This is a genomic window from Paracoccus saliphilus (assembly GCF_028553805.1).
GTDB classification, from domain to species: Bacteria; Pseudomonadota; Alphaproteobacteria; order Rhodobacterales; family Rhodobacteraceae; genus Paracoccus; species Paracoccus saliphilus.
The window spans coordinates 22,628-45,966 of the sequence record NZ_CP067140.1 but is presented as its reverse complement, the minus strand read 5'-3'; the positions used below and the strand labels follow the sequence as shown (position 1 = coordinate 45,966).

The following is a 23,339-nucleotide window of genomic DNA, read 5'->3' as shown; positions in this document are numbered from 1 at the left end:
GCCAGCATTTGCCAGCCTTTCCATTCCCGCCGCAACACATCCGTGACGCGGTCCGACCAGGAGAGGCGGATGAATAGCAACCCTCGGCACGGCGCAGCTTTGTCACAATCCATCGCCGACCAGGTCAGCCTGCAGTCTCTGCTCGTTTGCTGGCAGCGCGAGATCGCCAAGTCTTCCGAGACACGGCTGGCCATAGACACGGCGAAAGGCAGGCTCGATATCCAACTGGCGGAACCCCGCCACTGCGGTCCGCCATGCATCGAGCATATGGCGCTTGATGCGGAACGGCGCCCCACCGAAGCCGAGTCGCTGGACCTCTTGCTGGAACGACTGGGGGAGATATCTCCATCCACCGCCCCGGAACTGGTGCGGCGGGCACGCTCCAGCCGTGACCGCATTGCAGGAATTGTCCGGGACCGTCTGACACAGCCCGACGATCCGGTCGATTTTCTTGCCGCCGAGCAAGCACTGATATTTGGCCACTGGATGCACCCGGCCCCAAAGGCGTTGGGCGGTATATCGGTCATGGAAGAGCACGAGACGACGCCGGACTGGCGCGGAGCACTACGCCTGCATGCCCTGTCGGTCGAAGCCGGGCTGTTTGCGGCCACGCAGCCCGGGCTTGCCCGCCATCTTCCGGGCTTCGATGTCGATCCCGGTGATGGGCGAATGCTTTTGCCCGCGCATCCTTTGACGCTGGATCGCTTGTCGCGTGATCCGCAGATTGCGGCAATACTGGCCGATGAACGAATCCGCGATCTGGGACCGGTCGGCCCGTCATGGCATGCGACATCCTCGGTGCGGACCCTCTGGAATCCGGATTGCGCGTATATGGTGAAGGTCTCGCTTCCCGTTACGGTGACCAATTCACAGCGGATGAACAAACGCCATGAATTGCTGGCCGGCGCGCTTATGGCACAGCGCATCGCGGGCCTTGCGGATCGCTTCGGCCCGATGCGCCTGATTTCGGATCCCCACTGGCTGACTCTGGACCTTCCCGGCCGTTCCGAGACAGGCTTTGAAATCATCCTGCGCGACAATCCCTACCGGGACGGCCGGGGCGGGCAAGTGGTGCAGGTGGCCGCATTAAGCGCAGCACCCTTGCCGGGGCGCCGCTCGATGCTGGCGAGGGCGATCGGCACGCATGATCCTGTACAATGGTTTGGCGCCTATATGGATGTCGCCCTCACCCCGCTTCTGCGTCTCTATGACCAGACCGGGATCGGCTTCGAGGCGCATCAGCAGAACGCCTTGCTGGACCTGTCGCAAGGACTGCCCTGCCGCTGCGACCTGCGGGACAATCAGGGATTCTTCATATCCGAGGATATGGCCGATGCGGAACAGCGCACCATCCCGCAACTTGTCTATCCACGAACCGAGGTCGAGGACGCGCTTGGATATACACTGATCGTCAACCAGGTCTTCAGCGTGATTCACCGGCTGGCAAAGGACGGGCTGGTGCCAGAGTCCCGTGCCCTTGCCCTGCTGGCCGCGCAACTGGAGAGGCTGGCGATAGAACTGCCGGGTCATGGAGGCAAACTGGCCCGGCGCTGGCTGACCGAGGCGCGGCTGCCGATGAAGGGCAATCTTCTGACCCAGCTTGGCGGCGTGGACGAGCTGCACATCCCCGGCGAACGCGCGCCCTATGTGCAAATCCCGAACCCGATCGCAGCGTATGCCCGCAATATGCAGAGGCTTGAAGATGTCGCCTGAAACACGGGTTCTGCGGCAAGCTGTCGAGACGCTGGCGTTCGAGGGCGTTCTGCGCCCGATCCGGGGCGGCTGGATCGTGGGTGGATTGATCATTCGCGCCGCGCATCATGTGCAGGCAAGCGGACGGGTGCGATTGCTGGGTGATCCAAGGCAAGAGGGTGGTCGTCCATTGACCGCAGAGGCGCTTGGCCGCGGGTTGCGTGCAGCGGGGTTGAACCCATCGGCATTGCTGGAAGGAATGCAGCGCAGCGCCGAATTTCTGCGTGCCGCCGGTCCATTGCGCCCGAACCGCTTGGCACTGACCGGGCTGGCGCTGGAAGCAGCGCTGATCGAGGGGCATCCCTATCACCCCTGTTTCAAATCGCGGATCGGGTTCAGCGACGATGACAATGCCGCTTTCGGCCCCGAGGCCGCTGCCCCGATCCAACCGCTCTGGCTGGCGGTCGATCCCGAACTTGTCCATGCCGAGGGCGGTGATATCGCAAAGGGCTTTGCCCCGCCCGGCTCGATCCCGGTTCATCCGTGGCAATGGCGTCAATTGTCGGGCGAACCTGCCATTCGCCACCTTCTGGCCGAGGGACGCTTGCGCCTGCTTGATCGGACCGGACCGGAGATGCAGGCCACAGCATCGCTGCGCACATTGGCCCCGCGCAATGGCGGCGATCACCTGAAACTGTCGCTCGGGGTCGGCGTCACCTCTTCGGTACGCAATCTCGTCCCGTGGTCCGTGGCCGTCGCGCCGGCGATCTCGGACTGGCTGCGAAGGGTGGTCGATAACGACCCGGAACTCGCCGCGCTGACGATCCTGCCGGAACATTCCGCCGTTATCGTCGCCCGCGGTTTGCTGGGCGGGCAGCTCGCCGCAATCCGCCGTTCCGCCCCGCCAGAGGATGCCGTGCCCGTCAGCGCCCTGTCATTGACCGAGCCCGACGGGCGGCCACTGATCGCGGATTGGCTCAGGCGTCACGGCACCGAGGCATGGCTATCGCAGTTCCTGCATATCCTGCGCCCGGTCTGGCTGTTGATGACCCGCCACGGAATCGGGCTGGAGGCGCATGGCCAAAACCTGCTGATCCGCCACGATAACGGTTGGCCCACCGGGCTGATCGCCCGCGATTTCAGCGAGAGTCTCGAATATGTCCCAGATTATCTGTCTGACCCCGATCTGCTGCCCGACCTGGCGGCTATCGATCCCGGCTTCAGGGACGCGCCGGACGGGCTTTACCACCGGATGGGCGCGGCCACGGATCTGCGCGATCTGGTGATGGATTGCCTGATCGTCCATGTATTGTCGGATCTGGCCGATCTGTTGCATCGCTCGAATTACCTGCCCGAAAGCCGCTTCTGGCAACTGGTCCGCGACACCGTGCTCAATGCCCCCGGCTTCGCCATGGATGACCCCCTGATCCCAGCTGAATCGCTGACCGCCCGTCTGCTGGACACAGCCGAATCCAGCCATCCCGTTCCGAACCCTCTAGGAAAGCCCGATCCCATGAGCGACCCCATGCCCGCGTTCCGCATCGACGACCGCCTGATTGAACCGGCAACCCTCGACCTGCCGGACCTGCTGCCCGGCTCCGATCCCGCCACGCGCCGCATTGCCCTGTATCTGGGCGACAAGGCTGACTGTCTTGGCCAGATCCTGCGGCTGCGCGCGGCGGGGGCCTCCTGCTATCCGATCCATCCCGAAACCCCGCGCGAGCAGGCGTTGGATCTGGCTCGCCGCGCCGGTTGCGACAGTTTCGCCGAGGCTTCGGGGCTGATCGAACTTGGCCAGAGCGCTCCCAAAACGCCCGGTGGCGTATTGATCCAGATGAGTTCTGGAACGACGGGCGCGCCCAAGGTCATCGCCCGCTCATGGGCCCAGATCGAGACCGAGATCGCCGCCTATATCCGCGCTTTCCCCGAACCCGCCGAAATGACCCCCGTCATCGCCGCGCCGATCACCCATTCCTACGGGCTGATACCGGGAGTGCTGGTCGGGCAGGCGCGCGGGCATGTGCCGGTGGTACTGGACAGCACCAACCCCAAGACCATCCTGCGCCATCTGGGAAATATCGAGCACCCGCTTCTCTACGCGGCCCCGCCGCTGCTGCATGTGCTGGCGCGGCTGGCGGGCAAGGGCGGGCTGCACGCAGTCATGTCCTCGGGCACGGTTTTGCCCCAGCCGTGGTTCGACTCGATCCGAGGCGCGACACAGCACCTGTTCCAGCAATATGGCTGCTCCGAGGCGGGTTGCGTGGCCATCGCCGCCGCTCCGAACTACCCCGAGGACATGGGCGCGCCGCTGCCGCATATCCGGCTGAGCGCCGGGCAATCTGACCCCGCCCCGGTGATGATCGAGACCGCGGATGCCATGATCGACACCGGGGATCTGGGGGTGATCGACGCGCGTGGGCACCTGATCTTTGCGGGGCGCGCCGCCGAGGTGATCGACGTGGCCGGCATCAATGTCTACCCGGCCGAGATCGAGACCGCCGCGATGTCCTGTACCGGCCTGCGCGATGCCGTCGCCTTCGCCATCCCCGACCCGGCGGCAACGCAGCGACCCGCCCTCGCCTATGCAGGCGAGGTGTCCGAGGCCGAGCTTGATGCCCACCTCGCCGCCCGCCTGTCGCCGCGTCAGCGCCCCGCAAGGCTGATCCGCCTGGCCGCCCTGCCCCGCGGCGCAAACGGCAAGATCGCCCGCCGTGACCTTGCCGCGAACCTGCTGGAGGCCGCCCAATGAACGAACCCCGCCGCATCCCCACGCCCGAGGCCGCCATCGAAACCCTTCGCGAAATCCTCACCGGGCCGCTGGCCTGCCCGCGCATGGATACCTTTGGCCCGGAGGCCAAACTGGGGAATGATCTGGGGCTCGATTCGGTCGCGCTGATGACGCTGATGCTGCATCTGGAAGAAGCCGGAATCAACATGCCCGAGGACGCGTTCGACCACGCGCCCACTCTGACCGTATCTGCGCTGGCCAATCTGCTGGCGGGGGTCAGTCGTGCAGAGCCCGAGGAAGAGCCCATCGACATCAAGGTTCATTGCGTCGTCAGTTGTTTCTGCCAGGCGCTGAAGGACAAGGGCGGGATCGATCATCGGCCCATGTATCTGGGGCTCTGGGACGGGCAGGTGGTGGTCGATGAGCAGATGCGGCTCGGCTATCACGCCGAGGATATCGACCATGATTTCTATTGCCGCTGGTTCCGGCGCCTGTTCGGGGTCGAGGTCACGCGCTGGTATGACGAAGCGGCGGGCAAACCCGCCAACCTGGCGCGGCTAGAGGAGCTGCTGGCGAATTGGCGGCCCGGACGATATGTCATGCCAATGATCGACATGTTCCTGCTGCCGCAGCGGGACAACAAGTTCGCGCAAGACCCCTTTCCGCATTACGCCCTGATCGAGCCGACCGGCGATCCCGATATCTGGCAGATGCGGGATTCGGATTTCCGGTGGGAGGGGCCGATCCCGGCCGCCGACCTGCGCAAGGCATTCCTGCGCGAAACGGTGGCGGGCGGCTATGCCTTTGATTTCGATGCCGCTCATCCGGCCGCGCCCGAGGATATCGAGGCAATGTTCCTTGAAACTTTCCGGCCAAGGGAAACGCCGTTGATCGACGCCACGCGACGGATTATCGCCGCGCATCAGTCTGACCTGCCCCGCACCGACCTGGAAATCGCCCTGCGCGAATTACCGGTCATCGCGATCCGGAAATATGCTTATGAGCACGCCCTGGCGATTCTCGGTGATATCGAGGGGGCGGATTATGATGCCTTCGAGGAATGCTGCGACCGGATCGCGGCGCTGCATGGCGGGCTGAACGCGGTGCATCGCCGTGCCGTGGCCTATGCCCGCGGCGGAGCAGCATCCGACTTGGCACAAGTTATTGAATATCTTTATGAAGTGGCCGCGTTGGAGATCGGTATCAAGGCCAGTCTGGCCGAATGGTTCAAGCGTTGGCAGGAGAGCAGATCATGAAGATCAACGTCTGTTCAGTCGCCTTCCGGCATCTCGATGTTTCTGCCGCCGGACTGGCGCGCTATGCCTTGCAGGAGGGCTTTGACGGGCTGGAAATCTGGATGCCCCATGCCCGCACCATGGCCGAGGAATGGGCAAGCCTGCCCGCGCGCCCCGAGGTGCCGATGCTGGCCGGGTACCTGCCCCTCGGCCTGCCGGATTTCGACGCGGCCGAGGCGAAGTCCCTATGCGCCCTGACCCGCCAATGGGGGGCTGGACGCCTGCGCCTCTTCGCGGGTCATCTGAGCAGCGCAGAGGCCGGGCCGGAACAGCGTGACGCGATCCTGCGCGACCTGCAGGCGACAGCACGGCTTGCCGCCTCCCATGGAATCCGCCTCGCTGTCGAAACCCATCCGGGAACGCTGGCCGATGGGGTTGCGCAAACGCTCAAGCTATTGGAAGCTCTGGATCATCCAGCGATCGGCCTGAATTTCGACGTACTGCATGTCTGGGAAAGCGGGGCGGATCCGATAGTGGCCCAGGAAAAGCTGGCGCCGCATATTCTGCATTACCACCTGAAGAACGTGACCGCGCGGGACCGCCTGACGGTCTTCGATCCCGGCAATGTCCATGATCCCGATGGCGGCCGGCAGGGAATGTGCCCGCTCTTCGACGGAGTGCTGGATTATGCGCATATCCTGACGGCACTGCCCTGGGCGGCGGAAGCGTCGCTGGAATGGTTCGGACCGGACCCCGCCGCGACCATGACCGCGGATCTGGGGCGAGTCCGAGAGACGCTGGCCATCGCCGCCGCCTGACGAAAACGGCCATGCAACACCCACCGTGCGTTGCATCGGCACGGCCGCGCAACAGGGGCGCGTTTCGCCCAGCAAATGCTGGGAATCCGGCCGCACAACCCGTACACAGGATGTACACAGGGCGTACACTGGCAGCGCGCTTTGCACGGTGAATCGCGGCCATTCGCAACGCGTTCCGGACGATCAGGACGGCATCCGAAGACCGGGCCATCCATTCCAGTACGAAAAACATACTGGAATGCCGACCCCTCGCCCCCCTTGCCCACCGGACCTCCGCCCTTTCTTCTTCAGGCAAATATCCTCGGGGGGTCCGGGGGGCGAAGCGCCCCCGGCCATCGCGGGACGCAAGGATGTTTCCGCTATCAATCCCCCCTCGCCAGCGCGGGACAACTCCCTTAAAGATGATCGGCGAGAGGGTTGATCCGGGAGATTGGTTCGATGGCAATGCTGCTGGGAGATGTCGGGGGCACCAATGCGCGGCTGGCGGTCGCGCGCAATGGGGCGATCGACAGTGAGACGGTGACGCGGTTTCGCGGCGACGATTATCAAAGCTTCGACGATGTCGTGCGGCAGTTCCTGCAGGAACAGGACAATCCCCATATATCCTCGGTCTGCGTCGCGGTCGCCGGACCGGTCAGCGGCGGGAGGGCCTCGCTGACCAATCGTGACTGGGATTTCTCCGAGGACCGGCTGGCACGGCTGACCGATGCCGACCAGGTGCGGCTGATCAACGACCTGACCGCCCTGGGCCATGCAACCCCTGCCCTGCGCGGAGACGGGCTGTCCGTGCTTCGCAACGCGCCCGAGGATCGCGCCCGCAACGGTCAGGCCCTGGTGGTCGGGCTGGGCACCGGATTCAATGTCTGCGCCGTTCGCGCCCTGCCCGGCGGCGCAGTGATGGCGATGGAGGCCGAGGAAGGCCACACCCAGCTGCCAGCCAATATCTATCAGCGGCTGGTTGATCTGCTGGGGCGCGACGGCGCGGAGGCGTTCTTCTCGACCGAGGAAACCTTTGCGGGGCGTGGGCTGTCACGACTGCATGCGATGCGCACCGGAACCGATCCCATCCGCAGCGAGGCCATCGCCGAAGCCGCCGGACGTGGCGATGCCGAGGCGGTGGCGACATATGACCTGTTCACGGAACTGGTCGGCCTGCTTTGCCGGGAACTGACCCTGCGCTTCATGCCACTGGAGGGACTTTTCCTTGCAGGAAGCGTCGGGCGAAGCATCGCTGATCGCATGGACCGCTTCGAACCGGCTTTCCTGGCCGAATCCTATATGCGCCATATCCCTGAAAACACGCCCATTTTCCTGATCCTAGACGACATGGCGGCACTGCATGGATGCCTCGCGGCGCTATCGTAAGGATCCTGCCGTGACTGATCCGATGGTCCAGTTGACAAAAAAGCGATGGCCAATTGCTGGATCTTCACGTCTATAGCTGTTCATATTGCGGTAAGGAACAGGGGCGGAGCGTGAAGATGCGGGGATATCTGAAAGCCATGCTTGTCGCAGGCTCGGCTTTGGGGTTTTGCGGCATGGCGCTTGCCCAGTCATCCTCTCCGTTCTCGGGGCTGTTCGGCGGCAAGACCGATGATGGTCCGGTTTCGCTCGATTTTCGTGTCACCGAGGATGAGGACGATATCGAGAAGGCCATTCGCAACACCTCGCTCTTGTCGGGCGCGCTTGCCGAGGACCGTATCAGCGGGCAGGATCTGCTGGCCGCTGCCCGCGCCGATTACGCCCGTATCCTGGGCGCGCTTTACGACATGGGTCATTATTCGGCGGTCATCGATATCACGCTGGACGGGGTTGAGGCGGCCGAGATCGCGCCGCTCGACGCGCCGGAAGTGGTACGCTCCGTGGTGGTTTCGGTCGATCCCGGCCCCGCGTTCAAATTCTCGCGCGCCGCCATCGGCCCCCTGGCGCCCGGCAGACAAGCCTCTGACGATTACCGGCGGGGCGAGACAGCCGGGACGGGCGTGATCAAGTCCGAGGCCCTGTCGGGCGTCGATGGCTGGCGTGAATACGGCCATGCCAAGGCCGATGTCAGCGGGCAGGAGATCGTGGCGGATCACAATCAGAACAGCGTGGACAGCCGGGTCGAGCTTGCTCCCGGCCCGGTGGTCACCTTTGGCGATCTGCATATCTCGGGCTATGAGCGTATGAATCCGCGGCGGCTGCGCAAGATCGCGGGCTTCCCCACAGGAGAGCGATTCGACCCGGAAAAGCTGGAGACCGTCCGCAAGCGCCTGCGCCGCACCGGGGTCTTTTCGGCCATGACGCTGGAGGAGGCCGATCTGCTGGCGCCAGACAATTCGATGGATGTCAGCCTCGCCGTGGTCGAGCAGAAGCCCCGGCGGATCGGTGCGGGCTTCGAATTGTCGAATACCGATGGCGCCATGGTGTCGGCCTACTGGATGCACCGCAACCTTCTGGGCGGCGGAGAGAGACTGCGGATAGATGCCAAGGTTTCGGATATCGGTTCGGATACCAGCGGCCGCGACGAGGAACTGACCTTTCGCATCGGCCGCCCCGCCACGATCACCCCGGACACCACCGCCTATGTCGAGACCAAGCTCGAACGGATGCGCGAAGAGGAATACGATTCCGACAATATCAGCGTCACCCTGGGCTTCAACCACATCTTCCGCGACGAGGAGAGCGACAAGCTGACCGCCGATATCGCCGTGGAATACGAGGTTTCACGGGTCACGGATGCCAATGGCCGCACGGATTTCAAGGTGCTCTCCTTCCCGGTGGGGGCGACATGGGACAGGCGCGACGAGCCTAACAACGCCAAGCGCGGCTTTTACCTGTCCGGCGAGGCGAGGCCCTTCAAGGGGTTCGGCGATACCGGGTCGGGTGTCAGGGCGCTTGGCGAGATGCGGGCATTCCGCTCTGTCGGAGAGGATGACAGGTTCACCTTCGCGGGCCGCGCCCGGCTTGGCACGATCGCGGGAACCGAGATCGAGCGGACGCCGCGCGACTACCTGTTCTTTTCTGGTGGCGGCGGGACCGTGCGCGGCCAGCCCTATGAATCCCTCGGCGTGCGCGAGATTTCCGGCCCCGACGGAACGATCAAGACCGGTGGGATGAGCGTCGCGAACCTGAACGCGGAATTGCGCTGGCAGGTCCGCGAGAAGATCGGGCTGGTGCTATTTGCCGATTACGGCAAGGTCTGGACCGAAAGCGGTTTCGGCGGCAATAGCGATTGGCACTCGGGTGCCGGTGTGGGCATCCGCTACGACACCCCGATCGGGCCGTTGCGGTTCGACGTCGCGGGCCCGACCGGGGGCGATACCGGCAATGGCGTGCAACTTTATCTCGGCCTCGGGCAGGCATTCTGATGCGCAAGATATTCATCCTCTTCTTCGCCTTTCTCTTTCCGCTCGCGGTGCTGGCGCAAAGCGTCGCCGAGCTTTCGGAACAGGAAGAGGACGACCGCGGCTTTCTGACCGGATTGCTGGAGAACAACCTGTCCGGGGCGGGTCGGCAGGTCATCATATCGGGGTTCGAGGGGGCGCTGTCCTCGCGCGCGACCTTTGAACAGATCACCATCGCCGATGATGACGGCACCTGGCTGACGCTGAAGGAAGGGGCGATCCAGTGGAACAGGTCGGCACTGCTGCGCGGCAGGGTCGAGATCGCCGAGCTTTCGGCCTCGGAAATCCTGCTGCCGCGTTTGCCCGGTACGGGGGGCGAGGAAAAGCCGCAGGCGGAGGCCAAGGAGTTTGCGCTGCCCGAATTGCCGGTATCGGTCAATATCGACAAGATCGAGGCAGACCGGGTCGAACTGGGCGAGCCGGTGATCGGCCTGCCCGCGTCGATATCGCTGGCGGGCAGCATGAGTCTTGCGGGCGGTGAGGGTAAGGCGGACCTGACCATCAACCGGTTGGACGGTCCACGCGGCGCATTCGTCCTCAGCTCGGGCTATGTCAATGAAACCAAGGTGCTGAGCCTGAACCTCTCGCTGGACGAGGCTGCCGATGGCCTGTTGGTCAACCTGATCGACCTTTACGACAAGCCTTCGGTCTCGGCGCAGATCAGCGGCGAGGGGCCGCTGGACGGGTTCACCGCCGATCTTCGCTTGGCGACAAGCGGCCAGCCGCGCGTGACCGGGCGTGCGTCCTTGACCGCCGAAGCCTCGGAAGACGGCGCGCCGGGCCGGGCCTTTCGCCTGGAACTGGGCGGTGACATCGCCTCGCTGCTTCCACCCGATGACCGTACATTCTTTGGCCCGAACACACAGCTTTTGGCCGAGGGATGGCGCGGTGACGATGGTCGCCTGAACGTGCCAGTGCTGATGATCGATACCGCAGCGCTGAACGTGTCCGGCTCGGTCGCCACCAATCCGCAGGGCGCTCCGCAAAGCGCAGTGCTGCTGATGACGCTTGGCAGGGATGCCGGCGCAAGCGAGGTGCCGGTCAAGCTACCGGGCGGAGGCGACGATTCCACGGTCGAATCCGGCCGGCTCGAACTGCAATATGACGCCGCCGAAGGCGAAGGCTGGACGCTCGAGGGATATGTCGGCCAGCTAGATCAGGGCAGCGCCAAGATTGGCCGGCTGACATTGGACGGTGCCGGGCAGGTGGTGCTCGATGAGGCCAATGCCCTGTCCGAGATCACCGGCGCACTGGATTTCGGCGCCCGGCAAATGGAATTCGAGGATGCCGGGCTCGCGCAAGCGGTGGGCGAAGCCATTACGGGCGACGCAGTGTTCACCTATGGCCGCGGTCAGCTTGAGGTCAGTGAACTTGCAGTGCATGGCGCCGATTACGGCCTGTCGGGCTATAGCCTTCTGTCCGACCTGACCGGCGGGCTGCTGCTGTCGCTGGATATGGAGGCCCGCTACCAGGATCTGGAGCGGCTCTCGACTCTGGCTGGACGCCCGATGTCAGGCCGGGCGGATGCCTCGATTTCCGGCTATTACACGATCCTGACCAAGGCTTTCGATATCGATGCGAGGGTCGAGGGCAACGACATCTCGGTCGATCAGGAACAATTGGACAGCCTGCTTGCGGGGCAATCCCAAATCGTCCTGGGAGCCCGCCGGGACGAGACGGGGATCGACCTACGCAACTTTTCGGTCAACGCGCAGCGGCTGACCGCCGAAGCACGGGGCTATCTGAACAGCAATTCCAGCGACGTCACGGCGCAGATCTCGATGCCCTCGCTTGCGGATATCGGGTCTGGCTATGCGGGTTCGCTAGAGGCCGAAGCCAAGCTGAACGGAGCCGAGGGCGAACGCCAGCTTTCGCTTAGCGGCGATGCGGAGGATCTGAAGATCGGCATCGATACGCTTGATCGTGCCCTGCAGGGGCGCACCAACCTGACGCTCTTGGCTGGCGAGGTCGAGAATGGCTATGTAATCAAGAATTTCCAGCTGGCCAATCCGCAGCTCAGGGCAGAGGCCGAAGGGGATTTCATCCGGGAAGCATTGGATGCAACGGCGAATTTCTCGATCCCCGACCTGTCTGTGATCCAGCCCGACTGGTCCGGCGATCTGGATGCCACGGCCGAGTTGACCGAAGCCGATGGTACCCGTTTCATCGATCTGACCGGCAAGAGCGAGAACCTGGGTTTCGGTCAGCAAGGCGCGGATTCGGCATCGATGGGCACGACCGATCTGCAAGTGAAGGCCGAGGAAAAATCCGGTGTCATCACCCTGCGTGACGCGCAATTGACGAATGACCAGATCAACGCCACTGCGACAGGCATTTATGGAGAGGGGGTTACGGATCTTTCCGCCAAGCTCGATATTTCGTCGCTTACACCGCTGCTTGCCGGATGGCATGGCTCGTTGAGCGCCGATGCCAGTCTGCGTGAAGCGGATGACGGCGCCCGGCAGGTCGAGGTCAACGGGATCGGCCGCGACCTCGCTTTCGGACAGGCGCAGGTGGATAATGCGCTGGCAGGTGAGACCCGGCTGAAGATCACCGGGACCGAACGCGACGGGATCTTCGAGATCGATCAGGCGCAGATCGAGAACCCGCGGCTGAACGCAAGCGCCTCGGGCAAGGTCGGCAAGGGTGTGACGGATATTGCTGCCGCACTGAATGCGGGCGACCTGAGTTTTCTGGGGAACGGCATCAGCGGTTCGGTGGACGCCGAGGCGCAACTGGTCGAAGAGGACAGGCTTCGCCGGATTTCGGCGAACGGTCGCGCGAATAGCCTGTCTATCGGACAGGCAAAGGTAGATCCGGTGTTGCGCGGGCAAACCAGTTTTGATCTTGCCGCAACGCAATCGGAAGCCGGGATTTCATTGCAACGGCTGGACGTCAGCAATCCGCAGCTTCGGATCGGCGCAAGCGGCAATCCCGCCGAGGCGCTGAATATCGATGCGAGACTGAACGATCTGGCGTTGATCCAACCGGGCTTTCCCGGTCCGGTCGAGCTGCAGGGCACGATGCGCGAAACCGCCGAGAGCTTCATCGTCGATCTGGGCGTCACCGCGCCGGGCACTACACAGCTGCAGATCGCAGGCTCGGCCGCGCGGGATTTTTCCACCACCGATATCGGCATCACGGGCAGCACCGATGCCTCGATCGCGAATAGCACCATCCGGACACGCAGCATCGAAGGGCCGGTTACGCTTGACCTGCGGGTGAGTGGGCCGCCCTCGCTGGAAGCAGTCAGCGGGCGTGTCCAGTTGCAGGGCGGCGATGTCGCCGAGCCCGGCCTGGGGATTCGCATCGAGGGGCTAGACGTGACCGCCGATCTGCAGAATGGGCGTATCCAGGTCGATGGTGCCGGTAACGTCGCGGCGGGCGGAAGAATCGCGGTCAGCGGTCCGGTCGATCTACGCGACGGAACGCTGGATATCGGCGTGACATTGGACAATGTCGTGGCGCGCGATCCTAATCTCTACGAGATCACCCTTTCGGGCAATGTCCGGATGGCTGGCCGCAATGCCGATGGCCCGCTGATCTCGGGCCGGATCGACGTGGGCCGGACAGAGATCCGCATTCCCTCGACCGGGCTGGGCGGGGCCAAGTCGATCCCCGATATCAAGCATGTCGGCGACACGCGCCCGCCCCGCTCGACACGGGCAAAAGCGGGGCTTGAGCCATTCGGCAGCGCCGCATCGCGCGAGGCCGGGTTGGGTGGTCCGCCGGCGACTCCGCCAGCGAATCCACCCCGGCTGGACCTGTTCATCAGTGCGCCGAACCAGATATTCATCCGCGGGCGCGGCGTCGATGCCGAGATGGGTGGGGATTTGCGCGTGACGGGAACAACGCGGAATGTCATCCCCATCGGTCACCTGGAACTGATCCGTGGCCGTGTCGATCTGCTGGGCAAGCGTTTCACGCTGACCGAAGGTCTGGTCGAGATGCAGGGCAGCCTGGTGCCAGTCATCAGGCTGGTTGCCGAGACCTCGGAAGATGGGGTAACCACCCGGATCATCATAGACGGTGAAGCGCGCGACCCCGACATTACTTTCGAGTCCTCTCCCGAGATGCCCGAGGAAGAGGTTCTGTCGCAGCTTTTGTTCGGGCGCGGACTGGACAATATCAGCCCTCTGCAGGCCGCCCAGCTTGCGAATGCGATTGCCGTTCTGGCAGGGCGGGCCGGTGACGGCATCGTCGGGCGCCTACGCAACCAGGTCGGACTCGACGATCTGGACCTGGCAACGGATGATGAGGGCAATGTGCAGGTCAGGGCCGGGAAATACCTGACCGACAATGTCTATACCGATGTTTCTGTCGATGATGGCGGCAAGAGCACCCTCAACCTGAATCTGGATATCTCGGAGACACTTCGCGCACGCGGCTCGGTCGCCAGCGATGGTGAGAGCACGATCGGCGTCTATTTCGAGCGTGATTACTGAGCGGATTCTCGTCCGGTTACATCCTCTGGACGGGTGTCTTCAATAGACACCGATGGCATTGGGTAGCGGGTCATCTGCGAGTTTCGGCGGGGCTGCCTTTACCGCCTCATTCATACGGAATCGTAGCATCCTCTGCCCGCCGCTGATCTGTGAAACGCTCCAGCCGATCAGCCGCCCCTCCGGCCCGGATATCGCACCGTTGCTGCGTGCTCCCCCATCATCCGCAGTCAGCAATCGTTCACACAGGGCATCAAAGCCCGGTCCAACCCTGATCAGGGTCTGCCATCCTTCGATAGCGTCAAGCACCGTAGCGGCCCGGTCACCCCAGAGATCGCGGTACGCCTGATTGGACAATACGAGCCGTCCGCCTGGTCCGAATACGGCCAATGCGTCGTCCAGCCCGTCCAGAACGGTTTTGCACAACATAAGCTCGGTGCGGAATTCCCGCGTCATCGAGATTTCCGACGTGATGTCCTCGAACAGGAAAGCCACGGCGCCGTCGGGATGTGGGCAGCCCGTAACCCGATGGGTCTGCCCGCCGGGAAGCGACCATTCCTCGACATGATGACCGCTCGCAGCAGCCGCTTCGAGATTGCTGATCCGCTTTCGCCAGCTGCGGTAATCCTTGGGCTCGGGCACCATGCGACGCTCTCGCAATTGGTCAAGGAAATCAGCCAATCTCGGACGGGCGGCCAATATCTCGACAGGCAAACCGGTCAGTTCGATCAACGCCGGATTGAATAACTGCAGATTTCGTTGGCGATCAAAGATCGCCAAACCAACATGCAGTGCCGCAAAAGTCTTGGTCAGGGTCTGAACGAATTCACGCAGAATCCGCTCTGCCCGCACTGCGGCATCCGCAGGCAAGGCGAAGAATATTCTCTCCTCCCCGTATTCATGGCTGTAGCAATCGAACCAGAAGGTGTGGCCGTCGATTTCCAGCTTTGCGCGGGAAAACTCCGCCTCTGTTTCCGCCCCCGTTTCCGGCAAGTCCAGCAATCGCGGCAGCGGCCAGCCAAGTGAAGTGACCGTCTCTGCGCGCTTTATATATGCCGCATTCGCCCAGGTGACACGATCCCGAGCATCCTGCCGCCAAATCATTGTCGGCGTGTTATCAAGCGCATGCCGCAACAATTCCAGCTCTTCCACCATGGCGTGATGTGACAATGCATCAACGCTGATACCCGATCTGTCAGGGCGCATATCCGACAATGTTATCCGCGTCAGATCCCGTCCCAGCTCTTCAACCAAAAGACGAATTTCGGCACTGTCCGTCGTATTGCTTCCGGTCAATTCGATTCGGTTCGGACGATCTGGATTTCCCATCTTCTCGATTGCAGCCGGGAAGCGGGACCCAATCCAAGCCTGCAAACCTTGCCACTCGTTCCCCTGCGCGCATCTGTGGCTAAGCAAGCTGTGGGCTGATGGCGTCGCATCAATCAATCTTTTGTTTTTGAATAAGAATATCGTTGTAAAATGGTTGGATTCACGATGATCCCGGCGCTTTCCGAAGAATAATCCGTTCTTACGGTCCCAGAACCGTATCAGCGCCACCGCGAATATGACCGACAAGGTCCCAGTAACCAGGGCCAGTTCGGCAATCCATATGATGTAGGTATCCACGCATGAACCCCTTCAAAAACGCAACTCAACCTGTAGATGAATTACGTCGAAAGAAGGTAAAGAATCAAGTGTCAGCTTTGCAGGTGTGGATTTTCGCCTAGCGCAGCACGCTCATCAATACGCAACCGGTCAAGCGGCCATTCGACATTGACGACCGCTCCCGGTCCACCGTTCGAAAAATGCAGATGCGCACCAGACCGTTCCAACAACGTCTTGGCGATGAAAAGGCCCAACCCCATTCCCTCATAGCCTTCTCGCTGCGCCCCGGTTCGGCGACTGGTGAGAAAAGGATCACCTATCCGGGCGAGGAGGCTGGGCGGATATCCAGGACCGTCATCCCGGATAGAGACGGAAAGCACGTGATCGTCATGCGTCGCTTCGATCACGACATGCTTGTTCGCGAAATCCACCGCATTCTGAATCAGGTTGCGCAACGCATGGATGACGGCCGGGTCCCGGCGAATGTTGATGTTCGTTGCATGTATGTCCAACGAAGGTCCACGGTCGGCATGCGGACCAACAGCATCCTCCAAAATGGTGCGGAGCGGGGCGGAATGCAGTAGCAAGTCATCCTTTCCCGCCCGCCCCATGCTGCGCAGGATATGTGCGCATCGGTCGGCCGAGTCGCGCAAATTCGTCAGGTCGTCCGCAAGTTCGGGACGATTGTCGAGTTCATCAATCAACTCAGAGGTAATTAGCTTGATGGTTGCCAGAGGTGTTCCCATCTCATGCGCGGCAGCGGCAACCACACCGCCCAGATGCTGCAAGCGCTGCTCTCGCGCCAATGCCATCTGTGTGGCAAACAATGCATTCGATGTTGCCGACAGCTCGACCGTGACACGGTGAGCATAGCCCGAGAAAAAGAACACCCCGATGACCAGGGCCAGCCAGTGCCCGATATTCAGCAACGGATCAGGCTCTATGGCGCTTCCATCGGGATAATACACCGGAATGGCCATCAATGCCGATAAAGTGATCAGCGCAACGGTCGCGACCCCTAATGAAAAAGTATGCCGAGCGTTCAACGCAGTCGCGGCAATCGTCACTGGCGCGAGCACGAGAAGGGCAAAAGGGTTAGCCATACCGCCGGTCAAACCCAACAACGCCGAGATTTGCGCCACGTCGAAGAGCAACTGAAACACGACACTATTCGGAGAGTTTCGTGCCGGGGCCTGCAGGAAAAGCCAGAGATTCATGCCTCCGGCAATGGCAATCAACAGCAACGCCGGAAACATGGGAAACTCCATCCCCATGCTCGACGCCGTGATCACCGCGGTCAATTGGCCCGCAATTGCAAACCAGCGCAGCAATGCCAAGGTCCGCATTCGAATTGGCTCTGCCTGGGGAATTTTCTCCACGATGTTGATTGGTTCGGCCTGCGTCATGGAATGTCTCCGCTGCGACAATGCGCGCCTTGATACTGTCCACTGGATAAGCAATCAATGTGTGGATCAATCTGAATCGGAGCAGATAAATGGCAGACCGCAAGATCCTTATGGCGGGAACCGCCATCGCAATTGTTGTTCTGGTTGCGGGCGCGGCTTATCTGACCCTTGGGAAAAATGAAGATGTTTACGCGCAATGCAGCACCAGCACCGTTGCGGGCGGCATGGACAGCTTTGGCACCTCGTTCACGCTTACCAACCAGGATGGGGATCGGGTTACCGATCAGGATGTTTTCTCGAAGCCCTCGCTGCTTTATTTCGGCTATACTTTCTGCCCCGATGTCTGCCCACTCGACAGCGCACGGAATGCGGAGACCGCGGAAATCCTGAAAGACCGCGGCATGGATTTGCAAACCGTCTTCATTACCGTTGATCCTCGCCGCGACACGCCGGAGGTATTGGCGGATTTCACCGATGCTTTCTCGGATGAAATGATCGGACTGACCGGCAGCGAGGGAGAAATAGCGGCAGTCAACAAGGGCTGGCGCAACTACTTCAAGCTGAACGATGAGGAAGATGACGAGTATTATTTGGTCGATCACATGACGAATACCTATCTCGTCATGCCAGGCAACGAGACCGTCGAATTCTTCGCGCGTGACGAACCCCCTGAGACCTTGGCCGATCGCACAGCTTGCTTTATTGACGCCACGACATAAATGGGGTTCTTAGAATAGTGCCCGACTCGGCCGGGCCTATTCGCTTCGATCAAAGGCAATGCATGTCGGACAGCAACTCGGACAAAATCGGGCCGGACCCCTCTCTGCTATTGGTCGATGACGATGAAATTTTCGTGAACCGGCTTGGCCGCGCGATGGAGAAGCGTGGCTTCAGGCCAAGGACCGCCCTTAGCGTCGCCGATGCCGAGCAAATAATTGCCGACGCACCGCCCGCCTATGCCGTGGTCGATCTTAGACTGGAGGATGGTCACGGGTTGGATGTCGTTGATCAACTGCGCGAACGTCGTCCCGATGCCCGAATTATCGTTTTGACCGGCTATGGAGCCATAGCGACAGCCGTTGCTGCTGTGAAAATGGGTGCAACCGACTATCTGGCGAAGCCTGCAGATGCAAATGACATAACCTCTGCCCTGCTTTCCACGAAGGAATCCTTACCGCCCCCGCCTAATAATCTGATGTCTGCCGATAGAATTAGATGGGAACATATTCAGCGTGTTTTCGAGCAATGTGATCGAAATGTAAGTGAAACTGCTCGCCGCCTGCATATGCATCGAAGGACATTGCAGCGAATTCTTGCCAAGCGCGGACCCAGATAATAAATAAATTAGATTCTAGGAACCATGATAGTATAATACGTGAAGCGTTAGAGTTAATTGCGTGGAAACAACGAAAATGGACATTGAGTTCGATAAGCTGTCGTTAAAAGAGTTGCGCGATCTGCAAGCGAAATTGGAGCGAGCCATCAATTCCTATGAAGATCGTAAACGTCGGGAAGCACTGACAGCTGTTGAAAATGCTGCACGTGAACATGGCTTCAACTTGGCCGAGTTGACGGGCAGCAAACCAAAGCGTGCGGGCACCGTTGCTCCGAAATACGTCAATCCGGACGACCCGACATTGACCTGGACCGGTCGCGGCCGCAAACCACGTTGGGTCCTGGAAGCCTTGGAAAACGGAAAATCCCTGGATGATCTGTTAATTTGATTATAAAAAGCGGTTGCGGCGTCGCAACCGCTTTTTATTTCACCCGCTTCGCGCGATCAATACCGTGAAGAAGCTGGGAAACTCTGGATGAAAAATCTGTTCGCACTTCTGCTGGCGGACGAATTTTTATTTCCAGGTCACCTAGAATCTGCTCGTTCGATATTGGAAACAGCCGTTTCGCCTCTCCCGATGTAAAACCGGCAATTTGAATGGCTTCGAGCCGAGCGGATATACGATCGGCTGACTTTATGCGTTTCTTGATCGAAACTGGTATTTCGATCGGCAATCCAAAACGGCGATGGATTGCTACCGTCAGTCTCTCATCCATCGCGCCGTATTCCTGCCCCAACGCCGCCTTCACCGGAGAAATCATGTCGCCTATGACATATTCCGGCGCATCATGCAGCAGCGCAGCCAACCGCCAGACGGGTTCGGCGTCGGGGTTCAAGCGTTGGAAGATATGTTCAACCAGCAGTGAATGTTCGGCTACGGAATAGGGCCAATCGCCACGCGTCTGGCCATTCCACCGCGCAACAAAGGCAAGACCATGCGCGATGTCTTCGATCTCTATATCGACCGGTGTGGGATCGAGAAGATCAAGTCGACGCCCGGACAGCATCCGCTGCCAGGCGCGCCGTTGCTTTGCAGGCATCGCCCCCTCAACCGTCAGGACGTTTCCGGACCGTCTGCAACGGCCTGTTGATCCGACTTCTTCTGTTCCGCGCGTCGTGCCAATTCCTGACGATACAGCGCAACGAAATCCACCGGGTCCATGTTGAACGGCGGGAAGCCACCATCTCGCGTCAGATCCGAAATGATGCGGCGCACGAAGGGAAACAGCATCCGCGGGCATTCAATCATCAGGAAAGGATGCAACTGATCTTCGGGAACGCCTTCGATATGGAACACGCCGCCGTAATCGAGCTCGGCAAGGAACAAAGTCTGTCCATCTTCCTTGTTTTTCGATGTCACACGGAATTTCGAGATCACTTCATATTGATGTTCTGTTCCGCGCTTACGGGCATCCAAACTCACCTGCACGCTTATCTCGGGTTGTACGTCACCCGTTGGCGCACCTTTTTGGGCTACCGCATTCTCGAAAGACAGATCGCGGATATATTGCGCCAGGATCTGCATCCGCACCTGCTGCTGTTGGGTTTGTCCCGCTTGGGCGGAGCCATTCTGCTGGCTTTCATCGGCCATATTTGTAAACCTCTCTATTCGAACGCAACCAAGTATCTAGCAGGCGGATTGATCCGCCTCAATGCTGAGTCCAGCCCGAATGACCACGCTTTTTATCATTCGAAGGCGAAACATCGGGCGGGACGGGCACATTTTGCCGAGGCTCCTCTTCCACCACGTAATCACCATCAATCACGCCGTCACCATAAGGTGGGCGATGCGGTTCCCGTGGCCTCTGTCCACTCCTGGTACCTACATGCGCGACGTGAATTCGGCTGGCAAGTTTGCTCATGACCAACTCGCGTATGCCGGGGATCAACAGCAGCAAGCCGACCGTGTCGGTGAAAAAACCCGGGGTTAGCAACAGCATGCCCGCAATGAGGATCATGACACCATGCGCCAGCGGGCGGGTGGGATCACGTAGCTCGGCGAAGCTTCGGTTCACTTCGTTCCACGCCTGAGCACCCTGACTGCGCATGAGTGTCGTCCCCACAACGGCGGTCAGCACGACGATGCCCAGGGTCGGCCATAGACCGATCAGGCCGCCAACCTGTATGAACAGCGCGATCTCGATGATCGGTACAGCAAGGAAAAGCCCGAATAACCACATATGATTCCCTTTCCTGCCGAGGCGGCAACTGGACTTGCCCCGGCCTAGTCCCTACATAATGAAGGAGTCTGAAGATACAAACCGATGCGTACAGAATTGAGGTTCCTTGAATGTCAAATCCGATGATCCAGCTGCTTGTTCTGGCCGCGATCGCGATTTTCCTGATTTTGCGGCTTCGCAACGTGCTGGGCACGCGCGACGGATTTGAGCCGACCAAGTCGGAACCTCCCCAGACAGACCGCCGGAACTTCGAGGTGATCGATGGCAGTGCGAATGAAGTCGATCACGACATAATCGATCATGTCGAGCCCGACAGTCCCGCCGCGGATGCGCTGACCGCCATGAAACGAGCGGAACCGTCCTTCAGTGTCGGCGACTTCCTGACCGGCGCAAAGTCCGCACATGAGATGATCCTTCTGGCATTCGAACGAGGCGATATCTCTGAAATACGCCCGTTCCTCGCCGACGAGGTCGCAGATGCATTCCAATCGGTCATCGACTCTCGCAATGCGCAGGGACAAACGGTCGAAGCGCAGTATCTCGGAACACATGGAACGACAATTTCTTCCGCCGAGTTCGACAACCAGACAGGAACGGCCGAGGTTTCGGTTCAGTTCGTGGCCGAATTGATCGTGGCGACCCGCGATGCCGCAGACAATGTTGTAGAGGGTGATCCCAAGGCTTCGCGCAAACAGCGGGATGTCTGGACCTTCAGCCGCGGCATGGGACAGGACGACCCGAACTGGCAGCTCGTCGCGACTGGCTGACATGGTACGGCGGCGCAGGGGGCTGACGCCCGAGGAACGGGAACTATGGTCCCGCGTCACTCGCACCACCGAAGCCCTGCATCCATCCGGGAAAACCATAGATCCCCTGCCAAAATCAATAGCCAAACCCGGCACGAAACCTGAAGCGAAGCCGCCCGCTTTGCCACGATTTCGCATCGGACAATTCGCTGACTCCCCTTCCAAAACCACGCATAGCAAGGCACCCGACCCGGCCGAAAGGCTGGCGGAATCTTCGCTGCGCATGGATCACAAGATCTATAAACGCATGATACAGGGCAGGCTGCGCCCGGAAGCTCGTCTGGATTTGCATGGGATGACCTTGGCGGCGGCTCAGCCGGAACTGGTCCGCTTTATCCTGTCCTGCCACGCGAATGGACTGCGTCTGGTTCTGGTCATAACAGGCAAGGGCCGCGGCGAGCACGGCCCCTTGCCCACGCGCCCCGGAGCACTTCGGCACCAGGTGCCGCATTGGCTACACCGAATGCCCCTGACCGGGGTGGTTCAGCAAGTCACCGCTGCGCATTACCGGCATGGCGGCGAAGGCGCCTACTACGTCTATTTGCGAAAATGAACGTCCTAGAGAGAGACGTTCGATTTTGGCCCCATGAAATACCAGATGATCAGCCCCAGAATCGGCAGTATCACAATGATCGCGATCCACAGGATCTTCTTGCTCATCGGTTCATTCGTATTGATGACCTGCGCAATCGCCCAGACATCCAGCACGAAGATGACAATCCCGAAGATATAGTCCATTTCAAAGACTCCCGCTTGACCTGATAGGGCAACACCCTGCAGGCCGATTGGGTTCCCGAAACTCCTGTCTGCAACACGAAACCCCGGCACACAGGGTACCGGGGCATCAGAGAGAGGGGTATGGCCGCATCCACCGACCACTGGGCTTCAGCGGCAAAACGCGTCATCACCAATTCGGTTCCAATCATCCTGCCACGGGTACAGCCTCGCCGTCGAGGCTTGGGATATCCATATCAGGCGATCAGGCGATAGCCTCCGGATTCAGTCACCAGCAGCCGGGCATTCGAGGGATCGGGCTCTATCTTCTGGCGCAGGCGATAGATATGGGTCTCGAGCGTATGCGTCGTCACGCCCGCATTATATCCCCACACCTCGTGCAACAGGATGTCGCGCGGCACAACGCCGTCCTGTGCGCGATAGAGAAACTTGAGGATATTGGTTTCCTTCTCGGTCAGCCGGATCTTGCGCTCCTTCTGATCGATCAGCATCTTCATCGCCGGCTTGAAGGTATAGGGTCCAAGCTGGAAAATCGCGTCCTCGGATTGTTCATGCGTGCGAAGCTGGGCGCGCAGACGAGCCAGCAGAACCGGGAACTTGAAGGGCTTAGTCACGTAATCATTGGCCCCCGCATCCAGCCCAAGGATCGTATCGGCATCCGTGTCGTGGCCGGTCAGCATGACGACAGGGCATTTGACATTCAGCTTGCGCAGCTTCTTGCACAGTTCGCGACCATCGGTGTCGGGCAGGCCCACATCGAGAATCACCAGATCATAGATGGCGTTCTTCGTCGCTTCGACCGCCTCGGAGCCGGTTCCGGCCTCGATCACTTCAAAGTCATCGGTCGCCGCCAATTGTTCTGCCAACGCCTCGCGCAGATCTTCTTCGTCATCGACCAGCAAAATTTTTTTCAGTCCAGGCATGTTGCCTCCTTTGCGTCATTGCGCAAAGGAGTGGGGGTAAGCCCTCG

At 60.8% G+C, this 23,339-nt stretch carries 19 protein-coding genes; 12 read left to right on the top strand and 7 right to left on the bottom strand.

What is annotated here, in order from left to right; all coding sequences use genetic code 11:
- Positions 1-69 precede the first annotated feature (69 nt).
- The 7 genes from JHX88_RS00205 to JHX88_RS00175 all read left to right on the top strand — a co-directional run bounded on the left by JHX88_RS00205 (position 70) and on the right by JHX88_RS00175 (position 14,304).
- A complete protein-coding gene (locus JHX88_RS00205; RefSeq protein WP_076522257.1) occupies positions 70-1,713 on the top strand; it encodes an IucA/IucC family protein in 1,644 nt (547 codons plus the stop codon).
- Positions 1,703-4,441, top strand: coding sequence for an IucA/IucC family protein (locus JHX88_RS00200; protein WP_176011374.1), 2,739 nt, complete (start codon positions 1,703-1,705; stop codon positions 4,439-4,441). The genes JHX88_RS00205 and JHX88_RS00200 overlap by 11 nt, the downstream gene beginning before the upstream one ends.
- Positions 4,438-5,676 carry a DUF6005 family protein gene (locus tag JHX88_RS00195; protein ID WP_084202695.1) on the top strand — a complete coding sequence of 413 codons (1,239 nt, stop codon included), beginning with the start codon at positions 4,438-4,440 and terminating at the stop codon, positions 5,674-5,676. The genes JHX88_RS00200 and JHX88_RS00195 overlap by 4 nt, the downstream gene beginning before the upstream one ends.
- Positions 5,673-6,473, top strand: a complete 801-nt coding sequence (locus tag JHX88_RS00190; protein WP_076522255.1) for a sugar phosphate isomerase/epimerase family protein — start codon at positions 5,673-5,675, stop codon at positions 6,471-6,473. Before JHX88_RS00195 ends, JHX88_RS00190 begins: the two co-directional genes overlap by 4 nt.
- A gap of 438 nt (positions 6,474-6,911) precedes the next feature.
- Positions 6,912-7,838 carry a glucokinase gene (locus tag JHX88_RS00185; RefSeq protein WP_076522254.1) on the top strand — a complete coding sequence of 309 codons (927 nt, stop codon included), beginning with the start codon at positions 6,912-6,914 and terminating at the stop codon, positions 7,836-7,838.
- A 116-nt stretch (positions 7,839-7,954) separates the two neighbouring features.
- Positions 7,955-9,823 (top strand): autotransporter assembly complex protein TamA, encoded by a 1,869-nt coding sequence (locus JHX88_RS00180; RefSeq protein ID WP_076522253.1) that lies wholly within the window; start codon positions 7,955-7,957, stop codon positions 9,821-9,823.
- A complete protein-coding gene (locus JHX88_RS00175) occupies positions 9,823-14,304 on the top strand; it encodes a translocation/assembly module TamB domain-containing protein (RefSeq protein WP_076522252.1) in 4,482 nt (1,493 codons plus the stop codon). The genes JHX88_RS00180 and JHX88_RS00175 overlap by 1 nt, the downstream gene beginning before the upstream one ends.
- A 39-nt stretch (positions 14,305-14,343) precedes the next feature.
- Here JHX88_RS00175 and JHX88_RS00170 read toward each other — a convergent pair whose 3' ends face one another.
- Entirely contained in the window at positions 14,344-15,630 is a 1,287-nt protein-coding gene (locus JHX88_RS00170; protein ID WP_141225710.1) for a PAS-domain containing protein, read from the bottom strand.
- 368 nt (positions 15,631-15,998) lie between these two features.
- A complete protein-coding gene (locus tag JHX88_RS00165) occupies positions 15,999-17,312 on the bottom strand; it encodes an ActS/PrrB/RegB family redox-sensitive histidine kinase (RefSeq protein WP_076522250.1) in 1,314 nt (437 codons plus the stop codon).
- Between the two features lie 110 nt (positions 17,313-17,422).
- Here JHX88_RS00165 and JHX88_RS00160 point away from each other — a divergent pair, with 110 nt between their 5' ends.
- From JHX88_RS00160 to JHX88_RS00150, 3 genes are all read left to right on the top strand, one after another.
- Positions 17,423-18,031 carry an SCO family protein gene (locus JHX88_RS00160; protein ID WP_272848139.1) on the top strand — a complete coding sequence of 203 codons (609 nt, stop codon included), beginning with the start codon at positions 17,423-17,425 and terminating at the stop codon, positions 18,029-18,031.
- Positions 18,032-18,093: 62 nt separating this feature from the next.
- Positions 18,094-18,648: an ActR/PrrA/RegA family redox response regulator transcription factor gene (locus tag JHX88_RS00155; RefSeq protein ID WP_076522248.1), complete on the top strand. Its 555-nt coding sequence runs from the start codon at positions 18,094-18,096 to the stop codon at positions 18,646-18,648.
- Positions 18,649-18,724: 76 nt separating this feature from the next.
- The gene (locus tag JHX88_RS00150; RefSeq protein ID WP_076522247.1) at positions 18,725-19,036 is read left to right on the top strand and encodes an H-NS histone family protein; all 312 of its coding nucleotides are present in this window, start codon (positions 18,725-18,727) and stop codon (positions 19,034-19,036) included.
- Between the two features lie 34 nt (positions 19,037-19,070).
- Here JHX88_RS00150 and JHX88_RS00145 read toward each other — a convergent pair whose 3' ends face one another.
- The 3 genes from JHX88_RS00145 to JHX88_RS00135 are packed head-to-tail and all read right to left on the bottom strand — an operon-like array spanning position 19,071 to position 20,828.
- Positions 19,071-19,688: an HD domain-containing protein gene (locus JHX88_RS00145; protein ID WP_076522246.1), complete on the bottom strand. Its 618-nt coding sequence runs from the start codon at positions 19,686-19,688 to the stop codon at positions 19,071-19,073.
- Positions 19,689-19,702: 14 nt separating this feature from the next.
- A complete protein-coding gene (gene secB / locus JHX88_RS00140; protein WP_076522245.1) occupies positions 19,703-20,239 on the bottom strand; it encodes a protein-export chaperone SecB in 537 nt (178 codons plus the stop codon).
- Between the two features lie 58 nt (positions 20,240-20,297).
- Positions 20,298-20,828, bottom strand: coding sequence for an FxsA family protein (locus JHX88_RS00135; RefSeq protein ID WP_076522244.1), 531 nt, complete (start codon positions 20,826-20,828; stop codon positions 20,298-20,300).
- Positions 20,829-20,938: 110 nt separating this feature from the next.
- Here JHX88_RS00135 and JHX88_RS00130 point away from each other — a divergent pair, with 110 nt between their 5' ends.
- Together JHX88_RS00130 and JHX88_RS22240 are read left to right on the top strand one after the other, a co-directional pair.
- A complete protein-coding gene (locus tag JHX88_RS00130) occupies positions 20,939-21,595 on the top strand; it encodes a Tim44/TimA family putative adaptor protein (protein ID WP_076522243.1) in 657 nt (218 codons plus the stop codon).
- Between the two features lie 262 nt (positions 21,596-21,857).
- Positions 21,858-22,187, top strand: a complete 330-nt coding sequence (locus JHX88_RS22240; RefSeq protein ID WP_336389917.1) for a Smr/MutS family protein — start codon at positions 21,858-21,860, stop codon at positions 22,185-22,187.
- 5 nt (positions 22,188-22,192) lie between these two features.
- On the opposite strand, the gene JHX88_RS00120 is transcribed toward JHX88_RS22240, so the two are convergent.
- On the bottom strand, positions 22,193-22,372 hold the full coding sequence (locus tag JHX88_RS00120) for a PLD nuclease N-terminal domain-containing protein (RefSeq protein ID WP_076522241.1): 180 nt from the start codon (positions 22,370-22,372) through the stop codon (positions 22,193-22,195).
- Positions 22,373-22,605: 233 nt separating this feature from the next.
- On the bottom strand, positions 22,606-23,292 hold the full coding sequence (locus tag JHX88_RS00115; protein ID WP_076522240.1) for a response regulator transcription factor: 687 nt from the start codon (positions 23,290-23,292) through the stop codon (positions 22,606-22,608).
- Positions 23,293-23,339: the final 47 nt, after the last annotated feature.

Bases quoted from the DNA above. Each gene is read 5' to 3' on its own strand.
- JHX88_RS00205 (WP_076522257.1), top strand. From the start codon at position 70: ATGAATAGCAACCCTCGGCACGGCGCAGCTTTGTCACAATCCATCGCC.
- JHX88_RS00200 (WP_176011374.1), top strand. From the start codon at position 1,703: ATGTCGCCTGAAACACGGGTTCTGCGGCAAGCTGTCGAGACGCTGGCG.
- JHX88_RS00195 (WP_084202695.1), top strand. From the start codon at position 4,438: ATGAACGAACCCCGCCGCATCCCCACGCCCGAGGCCGCCATCGAAACC.
- JHX88_RS00190 (WP_076522255.1), top strand. From the start codon at position 5,673: ATGAAGATCAACGTCTGTTCAGTCGCCTTCCGGCATCTCGATGTTTCT.
- JHX88_RS00185 (WP_076522254.1), top strand. From the start codon at position 6,912: ATGGCAATGCTGCTGGGAGATGTCGGGGGCACCAATGCGCGGCTGGCG.
- JHX88_RS00180 (WP_076522253.1), top strand. From the start codon at position 7,955: ATGCGGGGATATCTGAAAGCCATGCTTGTCGCAGGCTCGGCTTTGGGG.
- JHX88_RS00175 (WP_076522252.1), top strand. From the start codon at position 9,823: ATGCGCAAGATATTCATCCTCTTCTTCGCCTTTCTCTTTCCGCTCGCG.
- JHX88_RS00170 (WP_141225710.1), bottom strand. From the start codon at position 15,630: ATGGGAAATCCAGATCGTCCGAACCGAATCGAATTGACCGGAAGCAAT.
- JHX88_RS00165 (WP_076522250.1), bottom strand. From the start codon at position 17,312: ATGACGCAGGCCGAACCAATCAACATCGTGGAGAAAATTCCCCAGGCA.
- JHX88_RS00160 (WP_272848139.1), top strand. From the start codon at position 17,423: ATGGCGGGAACCGCCATCGCAATTGTTGTTCTGGTTGCGGGCGCGGCT.
- JHX88_RS00155 (WP_076522248.1), top strand. From the start codon at position 18,094: ATGTCGGACAGCAACTCGGACAAAATCGGGCCGGACCCCTCTCTGCTA.
- JHX88_RS00150 (WP_076522247.1), top strand. From the start codon at position 18,725: ATGGACATTGAGTTCGATAAGCTGTCGTTAAAAGAGTTGCGCGATCTG.
- JHX88_RS00145 (WP_076522246.1), bottom strand. From the start codon at position 19,688: ATGCCTGCAAAGCAACGGCGCGCCTGGCAGCGGATGCTGTCCGGGCGT.
- secB (WP_076522245.1), bottom strand. From the start codon at position 20,239: ATGGCCGATGAAAGCCAGCAGAATGGCTCCGCCCAAGCGGGACAAACC.
- JHX88_RS00135 (WP_076522244.1), bottom strand. From the start codon at position 20,828: ATGTGGTTATTCGGGCTTTTCCTTGCTGTACCGATCATCGAGATCGCG.
- JHX88_RS00130 (WP_076522243.1), top strand. From the start codon at position 20,939: ATGTCAAATCCGATGATCCAGCTGCTTGTTCTGGCCGCGATCGCGATT.
- JHX88_RS22240 (WP_336389917.1), top strand. From the start codon at position 21,858: ATGGATCACAAGATCTATAAACGCATGATACAGGGCAGGCTGCGCCCG.
- JHX88_RS00120 (WP_076522241.1), bottom strand. From the start codon at position 22,372: ATGGACTATATCTTCGGGATTGTCATCTTCGTGCTGGATGTCTGGGCG.
- JHX88_RS00115 (WP_076522240.1), bottom strand. From the start codon at position 23,292: ATGCCTGGACTGAAAAAAATTTTGCTGGTCGATGACGAAGAAGATCTG.